The sequence below is a fragment of the Shewanella sp. 10N.286.52.E4 genome, from assembly GCF_041468785.1.
In the GTDB taxonomy this organism is placed as follows: domain Bacteria; phylum Pseudomonadota; class Gammaproteobacteria; order Enterobacterales; family Shewanellaceae; genus Shewanella; species Shewanella electrodiphila.
Window position 1 is genome coordinate 69,328 of record NZ_JBFRJJ010000015.1, and the last position, 17,380, is coordinate 86,707.

Below are 17,380 nucleotides of genomic sequence, written 5' to 3' on the forward strand. Positions count from 1 at the left end.
ACAAACTCCATTATTTATATAAGCTCTGTCGTGATAAACTGCACTCGTTGTGTACATTGTAACGAGTAATGAATGAAAGTGACCAGCCTTAGCTTCCCTTATGGTGAATCAATCCAATGGTTTTCACCTGAGAATTTCAATTCTATGCCAAAAACAGCGCTAAAAGAATGGTTACTTGCCACAGGCAGTTTAACTCAAAAATTAAGAAGCTGTTGCCAACATTTTGAAGTCAAAGTACTTGGGGAGCATCTAACGACCCCGTTAGCTGGCGAATGTCCTCATCAACACCGCGTTTGGGTTCGAGAAGTTTTATTATGCCTCGATGGCGAACCTTGGGTTTTTGCACGGACATTAATCCCCGAAGTATTAACCACTTTTCACCAACATAACTTCAAAGCACTCGGCACTAGACCCTTAGGTGAATTGCTATTTTCAAGTAATGATATTGTCCCAGGAAAAATTGAAGTTGCTGAGTTTGAAAGTTGCAGTAAGCTAGCCCAACTGGCCACCAGCTTATCTCAAGAGGTGAACGCGCCTTTATGGGGGCGTCGCCGTTATTTCAATTTAGCTAACCAAGACATTATCGTCAGCGAAATATTCTTACCAGCTGCTGTCGCTAAGATTAATCAATCTATTTAATTCTAGAACAACGCCTAACAATAAAAAGGCAGGGATTTCGCCCTGCCTTTTAACATGTCTTGTGTCTTCGCTAAAACAGCGTTAACAGCGCTTTTGTCTTCCAGAGGCAAACAGACCCAATAAAACAATCGATAACCAACCAAGGCTACCGCCACTGCTGCTTGATGGCTCCACTTTTTCTTCTGCTATCTCAGCTGGCAAAGTTAAACTCCATGCATGCCGCTTTTCAGTGCCCTTTTCATCAGTGACGCTCAGCACGATAGTATAAGACCCAGCTAAGGCATAGGTATAATTCTCAGGGCTCATACCCACTATCGTATTGCCATCACCCATATCCCATGAATAATTCAACTCACCAAAGCCACCCGTCGTGGTATTAGTTAACTTAACCGTCATACTGTCATCGCCAACAACTGCAATCTCAAAATTGGCGTTCAACTCAATGATCACTTCAACAATCTGATTGTGAGTCACAGTTGCCCCTTCTGAGTCAGTCACCGTCAGTGAGACCACAAAGGCATCTGATGAACTATAGGTGTGCGTTGGGCTAGCCAAAGTACTGGTTGCATTAGACTCACCAAAGTTCCATAAGTATGTGTAATCAGCACTACCACCTTGGATTACAGCACTAAAGTCAGCGGTATAATCAGTAACGACAACCTCAAAACTGGCTTCAAGAGTCGACTCGTCCGGATTTGTAACCACCGCATTTCGCTTAAACTCTACTGTCGCGGTGTCACTATTTGATGACTGAGCTATCACACTCATGGTTAAACCTAGCTCTTGCAATACCAAGCCTGATTGAGGTTTTAATGGCGCACTATAATCTCGACTGTCATCAAACAAACTGCTGTTACTCAAATGAGTATCCGATGCATAAGCTGATTGTGGATATAAACTGAAACTCGCGTCACGGATCTGTACATCCGTGCTGTTATTGCCAATAAGGTTTTGATCCGCATCAACAACACCAATTAAGCCGTAACCTGCATGCTCACCAACGTTATTATCTTCATAATTACTGTTTTCAAGCCAAAGCAGCACACCGGCCTCGTAACCGATATTTTCAAGACCTTGGTCAATGCCTTGATAGTTACGCAGCTGGACAATATAACGCTGAGGCAAACCGGGTAAGGTATCTTCAATTCGGTCAAAACCATTGAGAGTGACAGCCCCAGCAACTTCAGCACCATCTTGAAGTATCACACTTCCTTGATGATTTATTTCAATATCATCAATAGCAATACCATAACCACCTACAGCCTCGTCGGTAATATAATTGATTTGAATTTGTACATTCTGCCCTGCAAAACTGGTTAAATCATAGGTGAGTTCAACCCAGGAATCAGAACCAATAGCACTGCTATTATCACTCGATAAGCCGGAAATATAGTGATTAACACCACCATAAAGTGGATTATTAGCCACGGTATGATTACCTTCAATGGCAACCCCATCAACCAATACTTGTGTGTAATCGTAGTCTACCTCGATATCCCAATGCGCTTGAAAAGACAGAGATAACGGCGTGCCAGCAGGTAAATCAGCATCAAAGCTCATGCTATTAGACATTAAATGACCTTTGCCTGAGTGATACTGATACTCACCTGTCAATGGCTGTTTAAAGTCGACTCCTGAGGATGGAATAGCAATGGAGAGTTGGTTAATATCATCAGCGTTCACTGCTGACACTAAATCAGCGCTAAGTCCTGACTGGTCAATATCGTCCCAACTAATTGATTGTTCGTTAACCCACTTGCCTTTATAACGCTCTTGTAAATATGAACGGGCATACGGACTAAAACCTGAAGGCCTGGTCCCTGCAATATAAGTTCCACCAGTCGATTGCCCGACCCAAGAACCACCAGACATTAATGACCAACTCCCGACAGGCGAACCATCACCACTATAAGCAGTGTCATACTCATCTGGTAAACCTAAGTCATGACCAAATTCATGGGTGATAACTCCCGTTGCCGAATCAATAGGCTGCACTGTGTAACCATAAACCTTCATTGATGTGCCAGGAATGGTGCTCCCAAAAGAGCTGGCACCGACAAAGAATCGATGCGACCAAATAGCATCAGTACCTAAGGCGCCGCCTCCCGCCTCTTCACCGACACTAGAGTGAAAAATAACAATATGATCAATAATGCCATCAGCTTCATCCAAATTACCGTTGTTGTTCACATCATAAGGATCTTCAATATCAAACTGGGCTAGCTCAGCACTCGTCATGCCAGCAACAGCTTTGGTCACCGCTTCCATGACTAAATCCGGAGCCGCCATATCATTGTCATCATTATCTGTGTCATTGCCACCATAATGCGCGGCATTATTATCTGCAGTAACCCAGCCTTTAACTTCACCGTTAAAGGTAAAAGTATCACCGGATGCTTGTTCAAAATACTGATATGCAGTTTCTAGGTTTTCACCATTAGGACCAGTAAAGCCAGTGGTAGAAAACAAAATGTCTTCATAATGTGCCACTGAATAATCATTGTAATACATACCTGTATCGGCCGCTGTCAGCCGATTGTCGTTGTATGGCAAATCAGGAAAATCGACTAGAACAGCAAGCACATTTACGCTTTTCTTTATGTCACTATCAGCAAAGGCAACAACAGAGGCCGCATTTTGCAGCTTAGTTCGTGCGATTTGATTCACACGTTTAGTTTGCGCTAATGGTACCGCATGATTGTTTGCGCGAGTTTTACGCGTAAAATTAGCAACTGCAATTTGCTTTTCAGCATCAGAAGCATCAACACTCAGCTCACCCCGTTTCGTTAACCAATAAACAATTTGTTGCGGGTTTATCACCCCTGCATCGGCAGGTGATGTGTGCTTTACTGGAGCCGCCAAGGAAGGAGCACTCAAAATTGCCGCCAAGGTTAATGCTAAAGGAGTGATAAAAGATGACTTGCGGTGCTTTAATATATTAACCATAACTACTTCCCTTGATTACATTTCTTGTAAGCATTATTGCGCTTAGCGATATATTCATTAACAACAGCTTGCTGCTCAGCAGCAGTCATCTCAGAAGTAATATCTCCTCGCTTTAGTAAATTGTTTCTAATTCCTTGAGTGTCCAGCGGAGGCGGCGTCGCACCGCATTGAACTTTAGGAGGCTTAATTTCTGCATGGGTATTTTGAACTGCAGTTTGGTGGCTGCATGCCAGTAAAGAACCGCTTAAAAGTACTGCTAAAATCCGTTTCATAAGTCAACTTACAACATTGTAGATTAACCAAACATTAACAGTTGTTACCGCGTGATCACAAATTAAATCCACAGAATTTTAACCCCATTTACATAGCCAGTGTTTACATAAATAGACAGTGGTTAAGCAAGATAAATAAACTGAATTTTTCAGCTTGTTAGCCTTGAACAATGACAACAAAAAAGGCCGCAATTGCGGCCTAGGTATACATACTTTATTTAAAAGGTTGAGCGCTTATGCAGTGCTTTTCAAATAACTCGAAACACCATCTAAGAACATTTGTACTGAAATCATCACCAATACCATTCCCATCAGTCGCTCAACCGCAGTGAGTCCTTTTTCGCCCAGTAGTCGGGTGAATACTTTATAAAATAGTAAAATCACCGCACTCACGCCCCAAGCTGCAAGCAACGCAATAGTCCAATCAGTCATTCGGGAGCTATCACTATGGGCAAGTAGAATTAATGCCGCCAATACAGAAGGGCCAGCCATTAGTGGGATTGCCATTGGTACAATAAAAGGCTCTTCGCCTGCAGCAAGCCCGACGACTCCGCCCGGCTGCGGAAATATCATTTTAATCGCAATTAAAAATAAAATAATACCGCCAGCAATACTCACCGACTCTTGGCGTAAGTTGAGGAAATTAAGTATCGCTTCGCCAGCAAATAAAAACAGCAGCATGATGGCTAACGCAATCAACAACTCACGAATAAGCACACGACGACGTTTTTTAGGTTCGATATGTCGCAAAATTGAGGCGAAAATCGGCAAATTCCCTAAAGGATCCATGATCAAAAATAGCATCACAGCAGCTGAAAATATGTCCATTACAAATATTCTATTATTAATTAACAAAGAAGCGCCATTGTATACTTAATGAGGCTGTTTTGGAGGTATGAACAGTAAGATTTGTTTATATTTGTCGGTTTTCGTGGATGTTTACCGTGTAAATTCTAAAGATGATGAATAATCAAGCTAAGCAAGTATTAAGTTAAATGAAATACTAGGATATACTTGATTGTTTTTTTCGTCTCTTTGATTCTTTTGGATTCCATGCTCTATCTTGTCGCTAGTTGTATTGCACTTTTATTCGGACCACTTTTTTATCGCTACTTCTCATCGGGAAGTGGGCTACAAAAAGGCTTGGACGGATTTATCTTCGTCTCTTTAGGCGGGCTAGTGCTTATTCATATTTTGCCTGAACTGCTCGAACACGGCGGGATCCTCACATTATTATTTGTCGTGCTTGGCCTTTGGGGGCCTACAGCAAGCGAACGACTATTTCATCGATATTCTGAAATCACTCATAACGTCACCTTAACCCTAGGGATTGGTGGTTTATTGTTGCACACCATTACTGATGGCGGTGCAATGGTATTGGCTCAGCAAGAAGGTAATTCAACTTTACTTGCTCTTGGAGTCATCATGCATCGACTGCCTGTTGGTGTGGCTATTTGGTGGTTGTTAAAGCCGCAAGTAGGCACAAAGTGGGCTAGTGCAGTGCTTGTGGCAATGATGGCATTAACCTCTGTGGGTTATTTTGCCGGTGAGCAACTACTACAGCATTTAAGCATCGACAATACTGTTTACCTCCAAGCATTTGTTACTGGTTCTATTTTGCATGTGGTGCTACATCAACCCCATGGCAATCAAAATGATGATGTCCAGGGTCGTTACCAATATCAAGCGGGTATTGGCAGCTTACTGGGTGTTGGGTTACTAGCATTATTATTACTTGTTGATACAGGTGGTCATAATCACCATAGCCACGGCTCAGATCAATTTATAACTTGGTTACTCACCATCTCACCGATTCTGATTCTAAGCTATTTGATCGCAACGGCACGATTTAAAGCGGGTTTATCGCCTTTAAACGAAGGGTTAGCTAGTCGCTGGCTACAACGTTTAGCGGGCCCTGAAGCATTGATAATTACCCTATTATTACTCGGTCCCTGGTTTGCAATATATCAAGCCATTGGCTTATTGGTTATTGGTACATTTTTGAGTTTAGGTAACGTTGAGCTTACTGATCCCCATGAAAACCTACCGCAATCAGCATGGCGTTTTGGTTTTGCACACTTGGTAGATAGAAGCGCCCCTTGGATTGCTTTAAGCCTTATTTTGGCGAACTTAATTGGTCACCCTTCGATACACCTTGAGCACCCCGCGCTGCAAGTATTGATTCTGCTGGCGGTATTTTTACCAATGCGTTTCTGTAATCTAGGTGCTGCGGTATTAGCCCTTTCACTAGCCTATAGCGGCTGGAGTAATGTGGCTGTTGCGTTTGCCTTAATCGCTGCGCCCGTACTCAGTATTAGTCAGCTTAAACTGATGAGTTGGGGAATGCGCGCCGCTTTATCGACAGTGTTAGTTGTAGCTTTGTTATTTGCACATCACTATCTTGTCGATTGGCACCAATTATTAACCTTGCCAGATAGCATCAACATTACTGCTGCTGTGGTAGTAGGGTTAATCTTTAGCGCCAGCTTATTGCGTTTAGGCCCAAGAAAATTCCTCAGTCGTTTGCTGATTAAGTTTAACAGCCACAGTCATGATCACAGTCATAAAGACGGCCATGAGCACAATCACGGTCATCATCACTAAACTTATGCCAGCTTATTCTAGCCAAGCATTGTCGTAGCGCTTGCTGCGACAATCGCGCAGCAGGATATAACGGTAACGTCTTAATTTAATCCGTTTATTTCACCCATACTGCTTTACTAATGCTTCACCTGTAAATTTTAGGTTATGATGTTTTATCATCTTCTTTAGGTAGAGCTTATGTGCATTTTATTTATCGCTGTCGACATGCATCCCAAATGGCCTTTGATTGTTTGTGCTAATCGCGATGAGTTTCATCACCGCCCTACTGAACCTGCGCACTTTTGGCCAATCGCAGCCAGTTCAACTAACCAAGCCACATCCTCAGCAGCTCAAATCCTAGCAGGCAAAGACTTACAAGCAGGTGGCACTTGGTTGGGCGTCAATAAACTCGGGCAATTTTCAGCCTTAACCAATATACGCCTCCAATCTGAACATGAAGGCATGCGTAGTCGTGGCGAGTTAGTGCTTAAAGCCCTATCGGGTGACGGCTTATTGAATCAACAATGGTTACAGCAGCATAGTGACAACTACAGCCCATTTAATTTGGTTTATCAGCAAGATAACCAGCTATGGTGTTTTAATAGCGCTACAGCGGAAAATTTACCATTAAGCAAAGGATTTCATGCGGTCAGTAATGGCGCGTTAGACGATGTCTGGCCGAAAATGGCTAAAGGGCAACAGGCGTTAGAGCAACATGTATTGAGCCATGACGAGCCAGATATAGTACAAATGCTATCATTCATGCGCGATGAATCTGAGGCGGATGACACCGGTTTGCCAAACACTGGTATTGATCTTGAGTGGGAAAGATTACTTTCAGCGATATTTATTAAGCACCCAGAATATGGCACTCGTTCCACCAGCGTGGTGATGCAGGACAGTATAGGTAATATTGAATTTACCGAAGTACGTTACGACGGTAAATCAAGAAATCTAGGGCAACAACGATTCAGTATAAGCACTGAATAGCTTGCCCATTTTATAAAATAAACCGCTAGTCTGATGAATGATCATGAGTAATAACCCACTTATCATCAATACGTTCAATCAATAAGGTAAACACACCACTTGGTTTGTCCTTAGCGCGTTCTAATGTCCAGCGCCCAACGACGAGTGCCGCATAGTTACTGAGCATTTTAATTTCTCGCACTTTAAAGTTGAGCTTGCCCATTCTGGCAGAGGTTGGATAGCTACGCTTGTAACTGGCTAATATTGAATCCCAGCCATAGTTATACTTACCATTAGACACAAAACGCAGCTTGTCGCTTTTCCAGTAACCTTGCATGTAAGCGTCAATATCACCGCTATTCCAGGCTTTTTCTTGGTTAGAAATAACAGAGCGAATGCGATCCGTTGGAATTGCACTGTCTGAATTCACTTCATCTAAAGAAATAGGTGCTGCATCTTCTGGGTTTATATCAACAGCAGCAACGGGGGTTACTGGTGTAAAAGCTTCAGGCTGCTTTGGCTTGTCATCATTATCAGCCACATTAGCCGGTTCATCAGGTATCACTTCACTGATGTCTGTAACAACGTCTTCTACAGCAGTTTTTGTTTCAGCAATATCTACAGCTTTAATTGAGCCCACTTGCACTTTTTCAGTGGTTGTTGGCTTTAATGGTACTGATTTGAGAGCTTGCTCAGTCGATGTTTCAGTAACCGTGTCAGCTTCTGCTACTGTTTGAACTGCCGTGTTATTTTCTGCAGCCGGTAAGGTGTCCATCGAGACTTTTTCAGTCGCGATACTCACCATTGAAAACAGCACACAAAAAACGCTGCTACTGATTATTGTAAGGTGCTTCACACACTCTCCTCGCTGATTGGATATGCTTGATTTCTCCAGAAGAAAAAAAGAATTAGTCCTTTTGTATTACGACAATGAATACGATAGGTTAGTTAACTATCACAGCATTGACGCTTAAAATGGGTTTGTAATCTGGCATTTTACCGACTCAATCGACACTGTAATCAGGCCGGTATTGTTTGGTAAACAAATCATAACCCAAATAATATTCGTAAAATATTTCATTATCTTATCGTTAGATTCTAGCGTATCAGATACAAATAAACTGGAAAATAGTCCATGTTTCGCAAAATTAGTTTATCGCTACTCACAATATGTGGTTGGCAGTTTGAGGGGAGCGCGCCTCATGATGGCCAGTTCATTATGGTCGTTGGCCCGCATACCAGTAATTGGGATTTTATTATCGGAATCATTGCGCGATCTGCGCTGGGGATAAACATCCACTTCTTAGGTAAACACCAATTGTTTATTCCACCTTGGGGCTGGTTCTTCAAATGGCTCGGTGGCAGCCCTGTTGATCGCCGTAAGAATAACAACATGGTCGATGCTGCAGTGCAGCATTTTGAAGCCGATAATCAATACAAACTAGCATTAGCCCCTGAAGGAACACGCAGTGCGGTTACCCGTTGGAAAACAGGATTTTACCATATTGCGGTAAAAGCGAAGGTGCCAATTATTACTGTGGGACTGGACTTTTCACGTAAATCGATAGTGCTCAATAAGCCGATGGATACCAGTGATGATATATCAGCGGACATGAATCAGATACTGGATTTTTTTCGCGGTATAACGGGACATCACCCTAAGGTGATCCCTGATTATCAGCCTTCAAAAACACAAAAGCCGAACTAGACAAGGTTAGTTCGGCTTTTGTTTCTGTCACTTTAACCACAAAGCTAATAACTAAAGTGCTAATGCACTTTAGTGTCAGGTTTAATACTGCGAATATCGTTACCCGTTGGGTTTTGGAATGCTTTTAAACCAAACTCAGGCAGGATGGCAAAGATATGGTCAAAGATATCAGCTTGGATCCCTTCATAAAATGCCCAACGCGTATCGTTAGTGAAGACATACAATTCAATAGGTAAACCTTCAGTGGTTGGTGCAAGTTGGCGCACCATTAAGGTCATGTCTTTATGAAGCTTATTATTATGGCGAAGATACGCATCTAAGTAAGCTCTAAAGGTGCCTACATTCGTTAAGCGACGACCATTTACTGGCATATCAAAATCATTAACCTGCTCATTTGAGTGATTGATTTCTGATACGACTTTAGGAAAGTAATCTTTGAGGTAATTCACTTTTGATAATCGTTCTATTTCTTGTTCAGATAAAAAATGAATACTATTCACATCAAGATTAATTGCGCGCTTGATACGACGACCACCTTTTTCAGACATGCCACGCCAGTTTTTAAATGCATCTGATACCAACGCATAGGCTGGGATCATCGTAATAGTATTATCCCAATTACGTACTTTTACTGTATTCAGCGACACCTCATCTACTGCGCCATCTGCGCCGTATTTATCCATTTGGATCCAATCGCCTTTACTCACCATGCGGTTGGCCGCAAGCTGAATACCCGCAACAAAGCCTAGAATCGTATCTCTAAACACCAACATGACTAAACCCGTCGCCACACCTAAACCACTTAAGAAATAGACGGGTGACTGATCAGCAAGCACTGAAACCGAAATAATGACGCCAATGAAAAATAAGAACAATTTAAACAGCTGCACAAAACTTTTTACAGGCAAGCGACGGCTAATAAGCTTTACATCGGCAATTTCATTTAAGGCATCAAGACCTGCATAAATCGCACGAATAATAAAAATCACCACCAGAACGCTTAAACCGCGATCAAGTATGACACCTAATAAATCCTGATGGGTCAACACGATAGGTACGAATAGGTCGAGGATAAATGCAGGTACTAACAAGGCTAACTTTTCAAGCACGCCATAGCGCATGAAGATGTCATCCCAGGTCACTGCAGATTTGCGAATAACAACATTAACCGCCTTAACAAAGACTTTTTTAGTAATGTAGTAAGCAATCGTTGCGACTAAAAAGCTGACAAACAATAGAATTGATGTCGCCACGCTATCGGAAGGCTGACTATTCACCCCTGCTTCCAGTAACCACTGGGCAATATCTGCGCGTAACTCGTTATCCACTACTTTCATTCCTTAATGACCGAAAAATCATTGGCTAACATACCATATTTCTGCTTTGAAACGATGGCAATCAAATATATGACAAAACATCAGTAAGCTTTCCACTGACATAAAACAAATTGTTAACACTAATGGCCTATTCAACGATAACGGCCGCAAAAATACGCGCAAATATTGACCTCAGATTGGCAAACCCTAACAATAGCGCCATCCAATCAGGTAGAGGTATTCATGAAAAAAATCTGGCTTGCCATTACATTCTCTATTAGCTTAGTTGCTTTTAGCCAACAAGCTCAAGCAAACACGACTGAAGAAGGTCAACAATACACGCCGTCAGTAGCCTTGCTGGTAGATTATGTTGATAGCCGTGGTGATATGTTTGGTGTCACGATTGCTGCAAAACATTTCGACCCTGATTATGCCGACTGGGGCTATTACATTGGTTATGCTTGGGGCGATAAATACGATCTTGATGTGCCTGAGCCTGGCGAAGGTTATGCTAAAGAATACATGTGGCGCTTTGGTCTAAGTTACAGCCTAACCCAAGACTTAAGTGTCTATGGTGGCGCAACAGCCTACATTTATGAAGAAAACACCACTGATAATATTGTGCCTTTCATTGTCGGCGGTGAGCCTGTGTGGGAACGCAGCCGCAACAAAGAATGGGGCGCTGAGTTTGGCGTGAGATATAACGTCACCAAAGGCTTTGTTATTGGTGCTGGTTACGATACGAGTGCTGATGCTGCCATTTTCTCTATTGGTGTAACCATGTAAGCAGATTGAGACTTGATGATCTGCAAGCAATGTTAAACATAAAAAAGGACCCTAAGGTCCTTTTTTAATGCTTGATTCTTCACTTTAAACAATAAGCGAAAAATTAAAAGCTCGCTAACATTCCAGCAGGTAAATAGCGATTAAAGCTCGCGGTATAAAGCAAGTCTGTCGCGTTCTCAATGTCAGGTGCAAAGAAGCGATCTTTATCATAATAAGCCACCACTTCACGTAACTCAGCTTTAGCACTAGCAACCGCATCACTTGGCGCTAATGGCTTACGGAAATCCAGCCCCTGTGCAGCAGCAAGTAGCTCAACCGCTAACACACCTCGGGTATTTTCCGACATATCGCGTAAACGGCGCGCTGCAAACGTGGCCATCGAAACATGGTCTTCTTGGTTTGCTGAAGTCGGTAAGCTGTCTACTGAAGCTGGGTGAGCATAAGTTTTGTTTTCAGATGCCAATGCAGCCGCTGTCACTTGCGCAATCATAAACCCTGAGTTAACCCCGCCATTTTCCACTAAAAAGGGTGGCAGTTTAGATAAACTAGAATCGATTAATAGCGCAATGCGGCGCTCAGCAATTGAGCCTAACTCAGCAATCGCAATCGCTAAATTATCCGCCGCCATGGCCACTGGCTCAGCATGGAAATTACCACCTGAAATAATATCACCAGTGTCTTGGAAAACTAATGGGTTATCCGTCACACCATTTGATTCAACACCTAATACCTCAGCAGCATGGCGAATTTGAGTTAAACACGCACCTAATACCTGTGGCTGACAACGCAATGAATAAGGATCTTGTACCTTTTCACAATCCACGTGACTGGCACTGATTTCAGATTCATCACCCAATAAGTTACGGAAAATCGCGGCAGAATCAATCTGACCTTTTTGGCCGCGTGCCGCATGAATACGTGCATCAAACGGACTACGACTGCCCATTGCCGCTTCAACACTCATTGCACCGATGACCGAACTCGCCGCAAATAAGTCTTCAGCATGGAATAAACCTTCAAGGGCTAAAGCTGTTGACGCTTGCGTGCCATTCAATAATGCTAAGCCTTCTTTGGCCGCTAATTCAATCGGCTCAAGACCTGCAATTTCCAGTCCTTCTGCTGCAGTGATAATTTGCCCTTGATAGCTCATTTCACCTTCGCCCAATAACGGCAAACACATGTGTGACAGTGGCGCTAAATCACCAGATGCACCCACTGAGCCCTTTTCAGGAATACACGGATAAACTCCTGCATTTACCAATTGAATAAGGAAGTTAATCACCTCTATGCGAATACCTGAAAAACCACGGCTTAACGAGTTAATTTTTAACACCATCATTAAACGTACGGTTGCATCTTGCATGTATTGGCCAATACCTGCAGCATGGGACAATACAATTGAGCGCTGCAGTAATTGTAAATCTTCAGGCGCAATTTTAGTATTCGCCAATAAGCCGAAACCGGTATTAATACCATACACAGTGCGGCCTTCATCAAGTACTTGCTGCACTAAACCTGCACTCGTATTAATATCAGCTTTCGCTTCTTCAGCGAGTGTTACATGGACAGCACTGCGGCTAATTTTACGCAGCTGGGCTAATGATAACGTGCCAGGACTCAGCAATAATCTATGTTGTGTTGCAGTCATTACTTGACTCCTTGCATCGGTAAATCAAGACCTTGCTCTTCAGCGCAGTCAATCGCAATATCGTATCCAGCATCAGCATGGCGCATGACACCAGTGGCAGGATCATTCCATAAAACTCGACCTAAACGCTCAGCTGCATCATCGCTACCATCAGCCACAATCACCACACCAGAATGCTGACTAAAGCCCATACCAACCCCACCGCCATGATGTAACGACACCCATGTCGCGCCACTTGCCGTATTTAATAACGCATTCATTAATGGCCAATCAGACACTGCATCTGAACCATCAAGCATAGATTCAGTTTCACGGTTTGGACTAGCAACAGAGCCAGAATCTAAATGGTCACGACCAATCACGATCGGCGCCGACAGTTCGCCATTCTTGACCATTTCGTTAAACGCTAACGCTAAACGAGCACGGTCTTTCAGTCCGACCCAACAAATACGAGCAGGTAAGCCTTGGAACTCAATACGTTCGCGGGCCATATCAAGCCAATTATGTAAATGCGGGTTATCAGGAATAAGCTCTTTTACCTTGGCATCGGTTTTGTAAATATCTTCTGGATCACCCGATAATGCTACCCAGCGGAAAGGGCCAATTCCTTCACAGAATAACGGACGCACGTAAGCAGGAACAAAGCCAGGGAAATCAAACGCGTTTTCTACGCCTTCTTCAAATGCCATTTGACGGATATTGTTACCATAATCAGTCGTTGCAGCGCCTGCAGCTTGCAGCGCTAACATGGCTTTGACTTGTACCGCCATTGATTGCTTCGCTGCTTTAACCACTGCAGCTTCATCTTTTAGGCGCATTTCAGCAGCTTGGGCTAACGTCCAACCTTGAGGTAAATAGCCGTTTAACGGATCATGTGCCGAAGTTTGATCGGTTACTACATCAGGCGTAACACCACGCTCAACTAACTCAGCAAAAATATCCGCTGCATTACCCAGTAATCCTACAGAGACAGGAGTACCTGATGCATTCGCTTGCTCAATCATGGCTAATGCTTCATCCAGTGAAGTGGCTTTTTTGTCGACATAACGAGTACGTAAGCGAAAATCGATGCGGGTTTCGTCGACTTCACATGCCAGTACTGAGTAACCCGCCATAGTGCCAGCAAGAGGTTGTGCACCACCCATACCACCAAGGCCGCCTGTTAAAATCCACCTACCTGCAGCACTGCCATTAAAATGTTGTTTTGCCATGGCAACGAAAGTTTCGTAAGTCCCCTGAACAATGCCTTGGGTACCAATATAAATCCATGAACCTGCGGTCATTTGGCCATACATGGCCAGGCCTTTTTTATCGAGCTCATTAAAATGTTCCCAGTTAGCCCAATGCGGCACTAGGTTTGAGTTTGCGATAATCACGCGCGGGGCATTACTATGGGTTTTAAACACGCCAACTGGTTTACCTGACTGCACTAATAAGGTTTCATCATCTTCAAGACGTTGAAGCACTTCAATGATCTTGTCATAACACTGCCAATCACGAGCTGCGCGGCCGATACCACCGTATACCACTAAGTCTTCAGGGCGCTCGGCGACATCAGGATGAAGGTTATTCATTAACATGCGCATGGCAGCTTCTGTTAGCCAGCTTTTACATGCGAGCGTAGTGCCATGAGGCGCAATAATATTGCGACTAGGGTCGTGTCTGTTATTCATTGTACTTCCTTCAATTATCTTCAATCGTTTCGCACTGACTGCGCTAACGATTTGGCTTTATTATTGATTTACTGACTAAAAGTTAAATGACCACCTAGGCTAAATTTGCTACCTGGATGGGTTAAACGGGCAAAACTCACCACACCTTTACGAGACCAGGTGCGACGTATAATTTGTAAACAAGGTTCAGCTGCAGTAATGGCAAGCAGCTGCTGGGTTTGCTCATTGGCAATCACGGCTTCAACGGTATGACGAGCCTCAGTTAAAGGCGCAACTCGAGATAAATACTCATGGGGCGTCAGCTGATTAAAATCTTGCTGTAAATAATCAGGGATCATTTGTGGGTTCACATAACGCTCTTCTACCTGCAGGGGTTGCTCTTGTTCGCAATGCACCAACACAGAATAAAACACAGGGCTACCTTCTTCTAAGCCCAGCGAGATCGCCACCGCACCTTCTGCGCGAACTTGCGACAAAGCTAACTGTTTAACGCTATAGCCATGGCCGCGCTCTTTAATTTCATCGGCAATATTACGAATATTCAGCAGCGATGATTGAGACTTCAGCCCAGCGACAAAGGTACCTAGACCCTGGCTTCTTTCTAACACACCAGATGCAACTAACTCAGTTAATGCTCTGCGGGCGGTCATACGACTACAGTCCATTAATTCAGTTAACTGGTTTTCTGATGGCACTCGATCATTTTCTTTCCACTCGCCCGACTCAATACGGGCTAAAATGTGCTGCTTGATTTGCTCAAATTTTGCTAATGCCATCGTGTTATCCAATCTGGTTATCAGGTCAATCGTGGTTATTAGGTCTATTGCCATCAGGGCTTTATTGCTGCAAACAACACCGATATCATGGAATAATGGGTGATGAAAGCCACTTAATGGCTAAAAACTCAGCACCAACCTTACCTTGTATATACAAGTAAAAACAAGTATTGTTTTGCTATTATTCTTTCAATTTATTGCTAATGCTGGAGTTGCCATGTCGTGGGATCATGTTTGGATAGACGTTAATTTAGCTACAATGGATCCAAACAATTCAGCCGCTTACGGTGCCATTACCGATGCCGCTATTGCAGTTAAAGATGGCAAAATTGCATGGCTTGGGCCTCGAAAAGAATTGCCTGATTTCGATGTGTTTTCGATGCCGGTATACCGCGGCAGAGGTGGATGGATAACCCCTGGTCTTATTGATGCTCACACCCACTTAGTGTTTGCTGGTAGTCGCGCCAATGAATTTGAAATGCGCCTTGAAGGGGCAAGTTATGAAGATATCGCCCGCGCTGGCGGCGGCATTATATCAACGGTTAACGCTTGTCGAAAAGCTGAAGAATCAGAGTTATTCGAGCTTGGCCGTCAGCGCTTAAATGCCCTAGCCAAAGAAGGTGTTACGACCGTTGAAATCAAATCAGGTTATGGCCTAGATACTGAAACCGAGGTCAAACTACTAAAAGTGGCTCGCGAGCTTGGTCGTAATCACCATGTAGATGTCAAAACTACTTTCCTTGGCGCTCATGCAATTCCACCAGAGTACAAAGACGATGTTGAGGGCTATGTGGATTTGGTCGTCAATGACATGCTGCCAACGGTTATTGAGCAAGGTCTTGCTGATGCTGCAGACGTATTTTGTGAGAATATTGCCTTTAATTTAGTCCAAACAGAAAAAGTACTTACCGCAGCTCAACAAGCTGGACTGGATATCAAACTCCATGCTGAGCAGTTATCCAATATGGGCGGCTCTGCGTTAGCCGCTAAGCTTGGCGCTAAATCTGTCGATCACATCGAATACCTTGATGAAGACGGAGTTAAAGCACTCGCAGCTAGTGGCACTTGTGCCACATTACTGCCTGGTGCCTATTACTTCTTACGTGAAACTCAGATGCCACCGATAGAGTTGCTGCGCAAACATCAAGTGCCTATTGTGGTTGCCAGTGACTTTAACCCAGGTTCATCACCAATTTGCTCAACCTTATTAATGCTTAATATGGCCTGTACACTGTTTAGGTTAACCCCTGAAGAAGCCCTCAAAGGTATTACCGCCAACGCAGCAAAAGCGTTGGGAATAGAAGAAAAGGTCGGTGTTTTAGCTCAAGGCATGCAGGCTGACTTTTGCTTGTGGGATATCACTACCCCTGCGCAACTTGCCTACTCATACGGCGTTAACCCATGCAAAGATGTGGTTAAAAATGGCGTGTTAGTTCATCAATAATGCGGACCGAGCCTAATTTCAACACAAAAAAGCCGATAAACTTTTTTACTTAGTTATGTCGGCATAATTTGCGATTCTAATGACTAAAGCTCTCGATTGAAAAAACAGCCTATTTATTCAAGTTCACTCACTGGCAGCCAGTTCACCTTCACACCCGCTTGCAAAAACATATCTTGGCTGACTTTAATTTTGTCACCCCAACGAGAAAGAAAATCTTCACTTTGCTCAGGGCAATAAACACCAGTGATCCCAGTTTGAATAATTTTTGCAGCGCAATTAGGACAAGGAAAATGCGTCACCCAGATATCACAGTCACCTAAATCACGCTTGGCGAACAAAATGGCATTTTCTTCTGCGTGCAATGTTTTCAGTAATTTCATTTCACGGTCATCGGTTTCAGCACTATCCGAAATCCCGTGGGGATAACCGTTAAAACCGACAGAAACAATACGGTTATGCTTAGTGATCACCGCGCCAACTTGCGTTGATGGATCTTTACTCCATGATCCAACTAGCTCAGCCATCTGAAAAAATCGTTTTGCCCATTTTGAAATCATAGTGACAGCCTCAAAAGTTGAAATAAAACACCTGTTATGTGTCTATTCATAATACCTAAACTT

15 protein-coding genes are annotated in these 17,380 nt (G+C 43.4%); 6 read left to right on the forward strand and 9 right to left on the reverse strand.

Translation table 11 applies throughout. The features are described from left to right. The first annotated feature begins 72 nt into the window (after positions 1 to 72). On the forward strand, positions 73 to 639 hold the full coding sequence (locus AB4153_RS08185) for a chorismate lyase (protein WP_248956677.1): 567 nt from the start codon (positions 73 to 75) through the stop codon (positions 637 to 639). 81 nt (positions 640 to 720) lie between these two features. On the opposite strand, the gene AB4153_RS08190 is transcribed toward AB4153_RS08185, so the two are convergent. The 3 genes from AB4153_RS08190 to AB4153_RS08200 all read right to left on the reverse strand — a co-directional run bounded on the left by AB4153_RS08190 (position 721) and on the right by AB4153_RS08200 (position 4,685). Next, positions 721 to 3,585 carry an immune inhibitor A domain-containing protein gene (locus AB4153_RS08190; protein ID WP_303517108.1) on the reverse strand — a complete coding sequence of 955 codons (2,865 nt, stop codon included), beginning with the start codon at positions 3,583 to 3,585 and terminating at the stop codon, positions 721 to 723. Between the two features lie 2 nt (positions 3,586 to 3,587). Then, positions 3,588 to 3,857: a hypothetical protein gene (locus AB4153_RS08195; RefSeq protein WP_229370175.1), complete on the reverse strand. Its 270-nt coding sequence runs from the start codon at positions 3,855 to 3,857 to the stop codon at positions 3,588 to 3,590. A 234-nt stretch (positions 3,858 to 4,091) separates the two neighbouring features. Further along, positions 4,092 to 4,685 (reverse strand): YhgN family NAAT transporter, encoded by a 594-nt coding sequence (locus AB4153_RS08200; protein ID WP_102527576.1) that lies wholly within the window; start codon positions 4,683 to 4,685, stop codon positions 4,092 to 4,094. A gap of 225 nt (positions 4,686 to 4,910) precedes the next feature. Between AB4153_RS08200 and AB4153_RS08205 the strand changes: the two genes are divergently transcribed. After that, positions 4,911 to 6,461 (forward strand): metal transporter, encoded by a 1,551-nt coding sequence (locus AB4153_RS08205; RefSeq protein ID WP_371997008.1) that lies wholly within the window; start codon positions 4,911 to 4,913, stop codon positions 6,459 to 6,461. 177 nt (positions 6,462 to 6,638) lie between these two features. Beyond that, positions 6,639 to 7,430 (forward strand): NRDE family protein, encoded by a 792-nt coding sequence (locus AB4153_RS08210; protein ID WP_371997009.1) that lies wholly within the window; start codon positions 6,639 to 6,641, stop codon positions 7,428 to 7,430. Positions 7,431 to 7,455: 25 nt separating this feature from the next. Here AB4153_RS08210 and AB4153_RS08215 read toward each other — a convergent pair whose 3' ends face one another. Further along, positions 7,456 to 7,878, reverse strand: coding sequence for an SgcJ/EcaC family oxidoreductase (locus AB4153_RS08215; RefSeq protein WP_229370270.1), 423 nt, complete (start codon positions 7,876 to 7,878; stop codon positions 7,456 to 7,458). A gap of 666 nt (positions 7,879 to 8,544) precedes the next feature. Between AB4153_RS08215 and AB4153_RS08220 the strand changes: the two genes are divergently transcribed. Continuing rightward, positions 8,545 to 9,117, forward strand: coding sequence for a lysophospholipid acyltransferase family protein (locus tag AB4153_RS08220; protein WP_371997011.1), 573 nt, complete (start codon positions 8,545 to 8,547; stop codon positions 9,115 to 9,117). 59 nt (positions 9,118 to 9,176) lie between these two features. Here AB4153_RS08220 and AB4153_RS08225 read toward each other — a convergent pair whose 3' ends face one another. Beyond that, positions 9,177 to 10,445, reverse strand: coding sequence for a mechanosensitive ion channel family protein (locus AB4153_RS08225; protein WP_371997012.1), 1,269 nt, complete (start codon positions 10,443 to 10,445; stop codon positions 9,177 to 9,179). Positions 10,446 to 10,676: 231 nt separating this feature from the next. Here AB4153_RS08225 and AB4153_RS08230 point away from each other — a divergent pair, with 231 nt between their 5' ends. Beyond that, positions 10,677 to 11,219: a TonB-dependent receptor gene (locus AB4153_RS08230; RefSeq protein ID WP_102527571.1), complete on the forward strand. Its 543-nt coding sequence runs from the start codon at positions 10,677 to 10,679 to the stop codon at positions 11,217 to 11,219. Between the two features lie 103 nt (positions 11,220 to 11,322). Here AB4153_RS08230 and hutH read toward each other — a convergent pair whose 3' ends face one another. From hutH to hutC, 3 genes are all read right to left on the reverse strand, one after another. Beyond that, positions 11,323 to 12,867, reverse strand: coding sequence for a histidine ammonia-lyase (hutH, locus tag AB4153_RS08235; protein ID WP_102527570.1), 1,545 nt, complete (start codon positions 12,865 to 12,867; stop codon positions 11,323 to 11,325). Next, the gene (hutU, locus tag AB4153_RS08240) at positions 12,867 to 14,540 is read right to left on the reverse strand and encodes a urocanate hydratase (RefSeq protein ID WP_371997014.1); all 1,674 of its coding nucleotides are present in this window, start codon (positions 14,538 to 14,540) and stop codon (positions 12,867 to 12,869) included. The genes hutH and hutU overlap by 1 nt, the downstream gene beginning before the upstream one ends. 68 nt (positions 14,541 to 14,608) lie before the next feature. After that, positions 14,609 to 15,316 carry a histidine utilization repressor gene (hutC, locus tag AB4153_RS08245; protein WP_229370170.1) on the reverse strand — a complete coding sequence of 236 codons (708 nt, stop codon included), beginning with the start codon at positions 15,314 to 15,316 and terminating at the stop codon, positions 14,609 to 14,611. A gap of 217 nt (positions 15,317 to 15,533) precedes the next feature. Between hutC and hutI the strand changes: the two genes are divergently transcribed. Beyond that, complete coding sequence (hutI, locus tag AB4153_RS08250) at positions 15,534 to 16,760, forward strand: imidazolonepropionase (protein WP_371997015.1); 1,227 nt, start codon at positions 15,534 to 15,536, stop codon at positions 16,758 to 16,760. 113 nt (positions 16,761 to 16,873) lie between these two features. On the opposite strand, the gene AB4153_RS08255 is transcribed toward hutI, so the two are convergent. Then, on the reverse strand, positions 16,874 to 17,317 hold the full coding sequence (locus AB4153_RS08255) for a dCMP deaminase family protein (protein ID WP_102527566.1): 444 nt from the start codon (positions 17,315 to 17,317) through the stop codon (positions 16,874 to 16,876). Positions 17,318 to 17,380: the final 63 nt, after the last annotated feature.

Coding starts and splice junctions, on each gene's coding strand:
- AB4153_RS08185 (WP_248956677.1), top strand. CDS start 73: ATGAAAGTGACCAGCCTTAGCTTCCCTTATGGTGAATCAATCCAATGG.
- AB4153_RS08190 (WP_303517108.1), bottom strand. CDS start 3,585: ATGGTTAATATATTAAAGCACCGCAAGTCATCTTTTATCACTCCTTTA.
- AB4153_RS08195 (WP_229370175.1), bottom strand. CDS start 3,857: ATGAAACGGATTTTAGCAGTACTTTTAAGCGGTTCTTTACTGGCATGC.
- AB4153_RS08200 (WP_102527576.1), bottom strand. CDS start 4,685: ATGGACATATTTTCAGCTGCTGTGATGCTATTTTTGATCATGGATCCT.
- AB4153_RS08205 (WP_371997008.1), top strand. CDS start 4,911: ATGCTCTATCTTGTCGCTAGTTGTATTGCACTTTTATTCGGACCACTT.
- AB4153_RS08210 (WP_371997009.1), top strand. CDS start 6,639: ATGTGCATTTTATTTATCGCTGTCGACATGCATCCCAAATGGCCTTTG.
- AB4153_RS08220 (WP_371997011.1), top strand. CDS start 8,545: ATGTTTCGCAAAATTAGTTTATCGCTACTCACAATATGTGGTTGGCAG.
- AB4153_RS08230 (WP_102527571.1), top strand. CDS start 10,677: ATGAAAAAAATCTGGCTTGCCATTACATTCTCTATTAGCTTAGTTGCT.
- hutH (WP_102527570.1), bottom strand. CDS start 12,867: ATGACTGCAACACAACATAGATTATTGCTGAGTCCTGGCACGTTATCA.
- hutU (WP_371997014.1), bottom strand. CDS start 14,540: ATGAATAACAGACACGACCCTAGTCGCAATATTATTGCGCCTCATGGC.
- hutC (WP_229370170.1), bottom strand. CDS start 15,316: ATGGCATTAGCAAAATTTGAGCAAATCAAGCAGCACATTTTAGCCCGT.
- hutI (WP_371997015.1), top strand. CDS start 15,534: ATGTCGTGGGATCATGTTTGGATAGACGTTAATTTAGCTACAATGGAT.
- AB4153_RS08255 (WP_102527566.1), bottom strand. CDS start 17,317: ATGATTTCAAAATGGGCAAAACGATTTTTTCAGATGGCTGAGCTAGTT.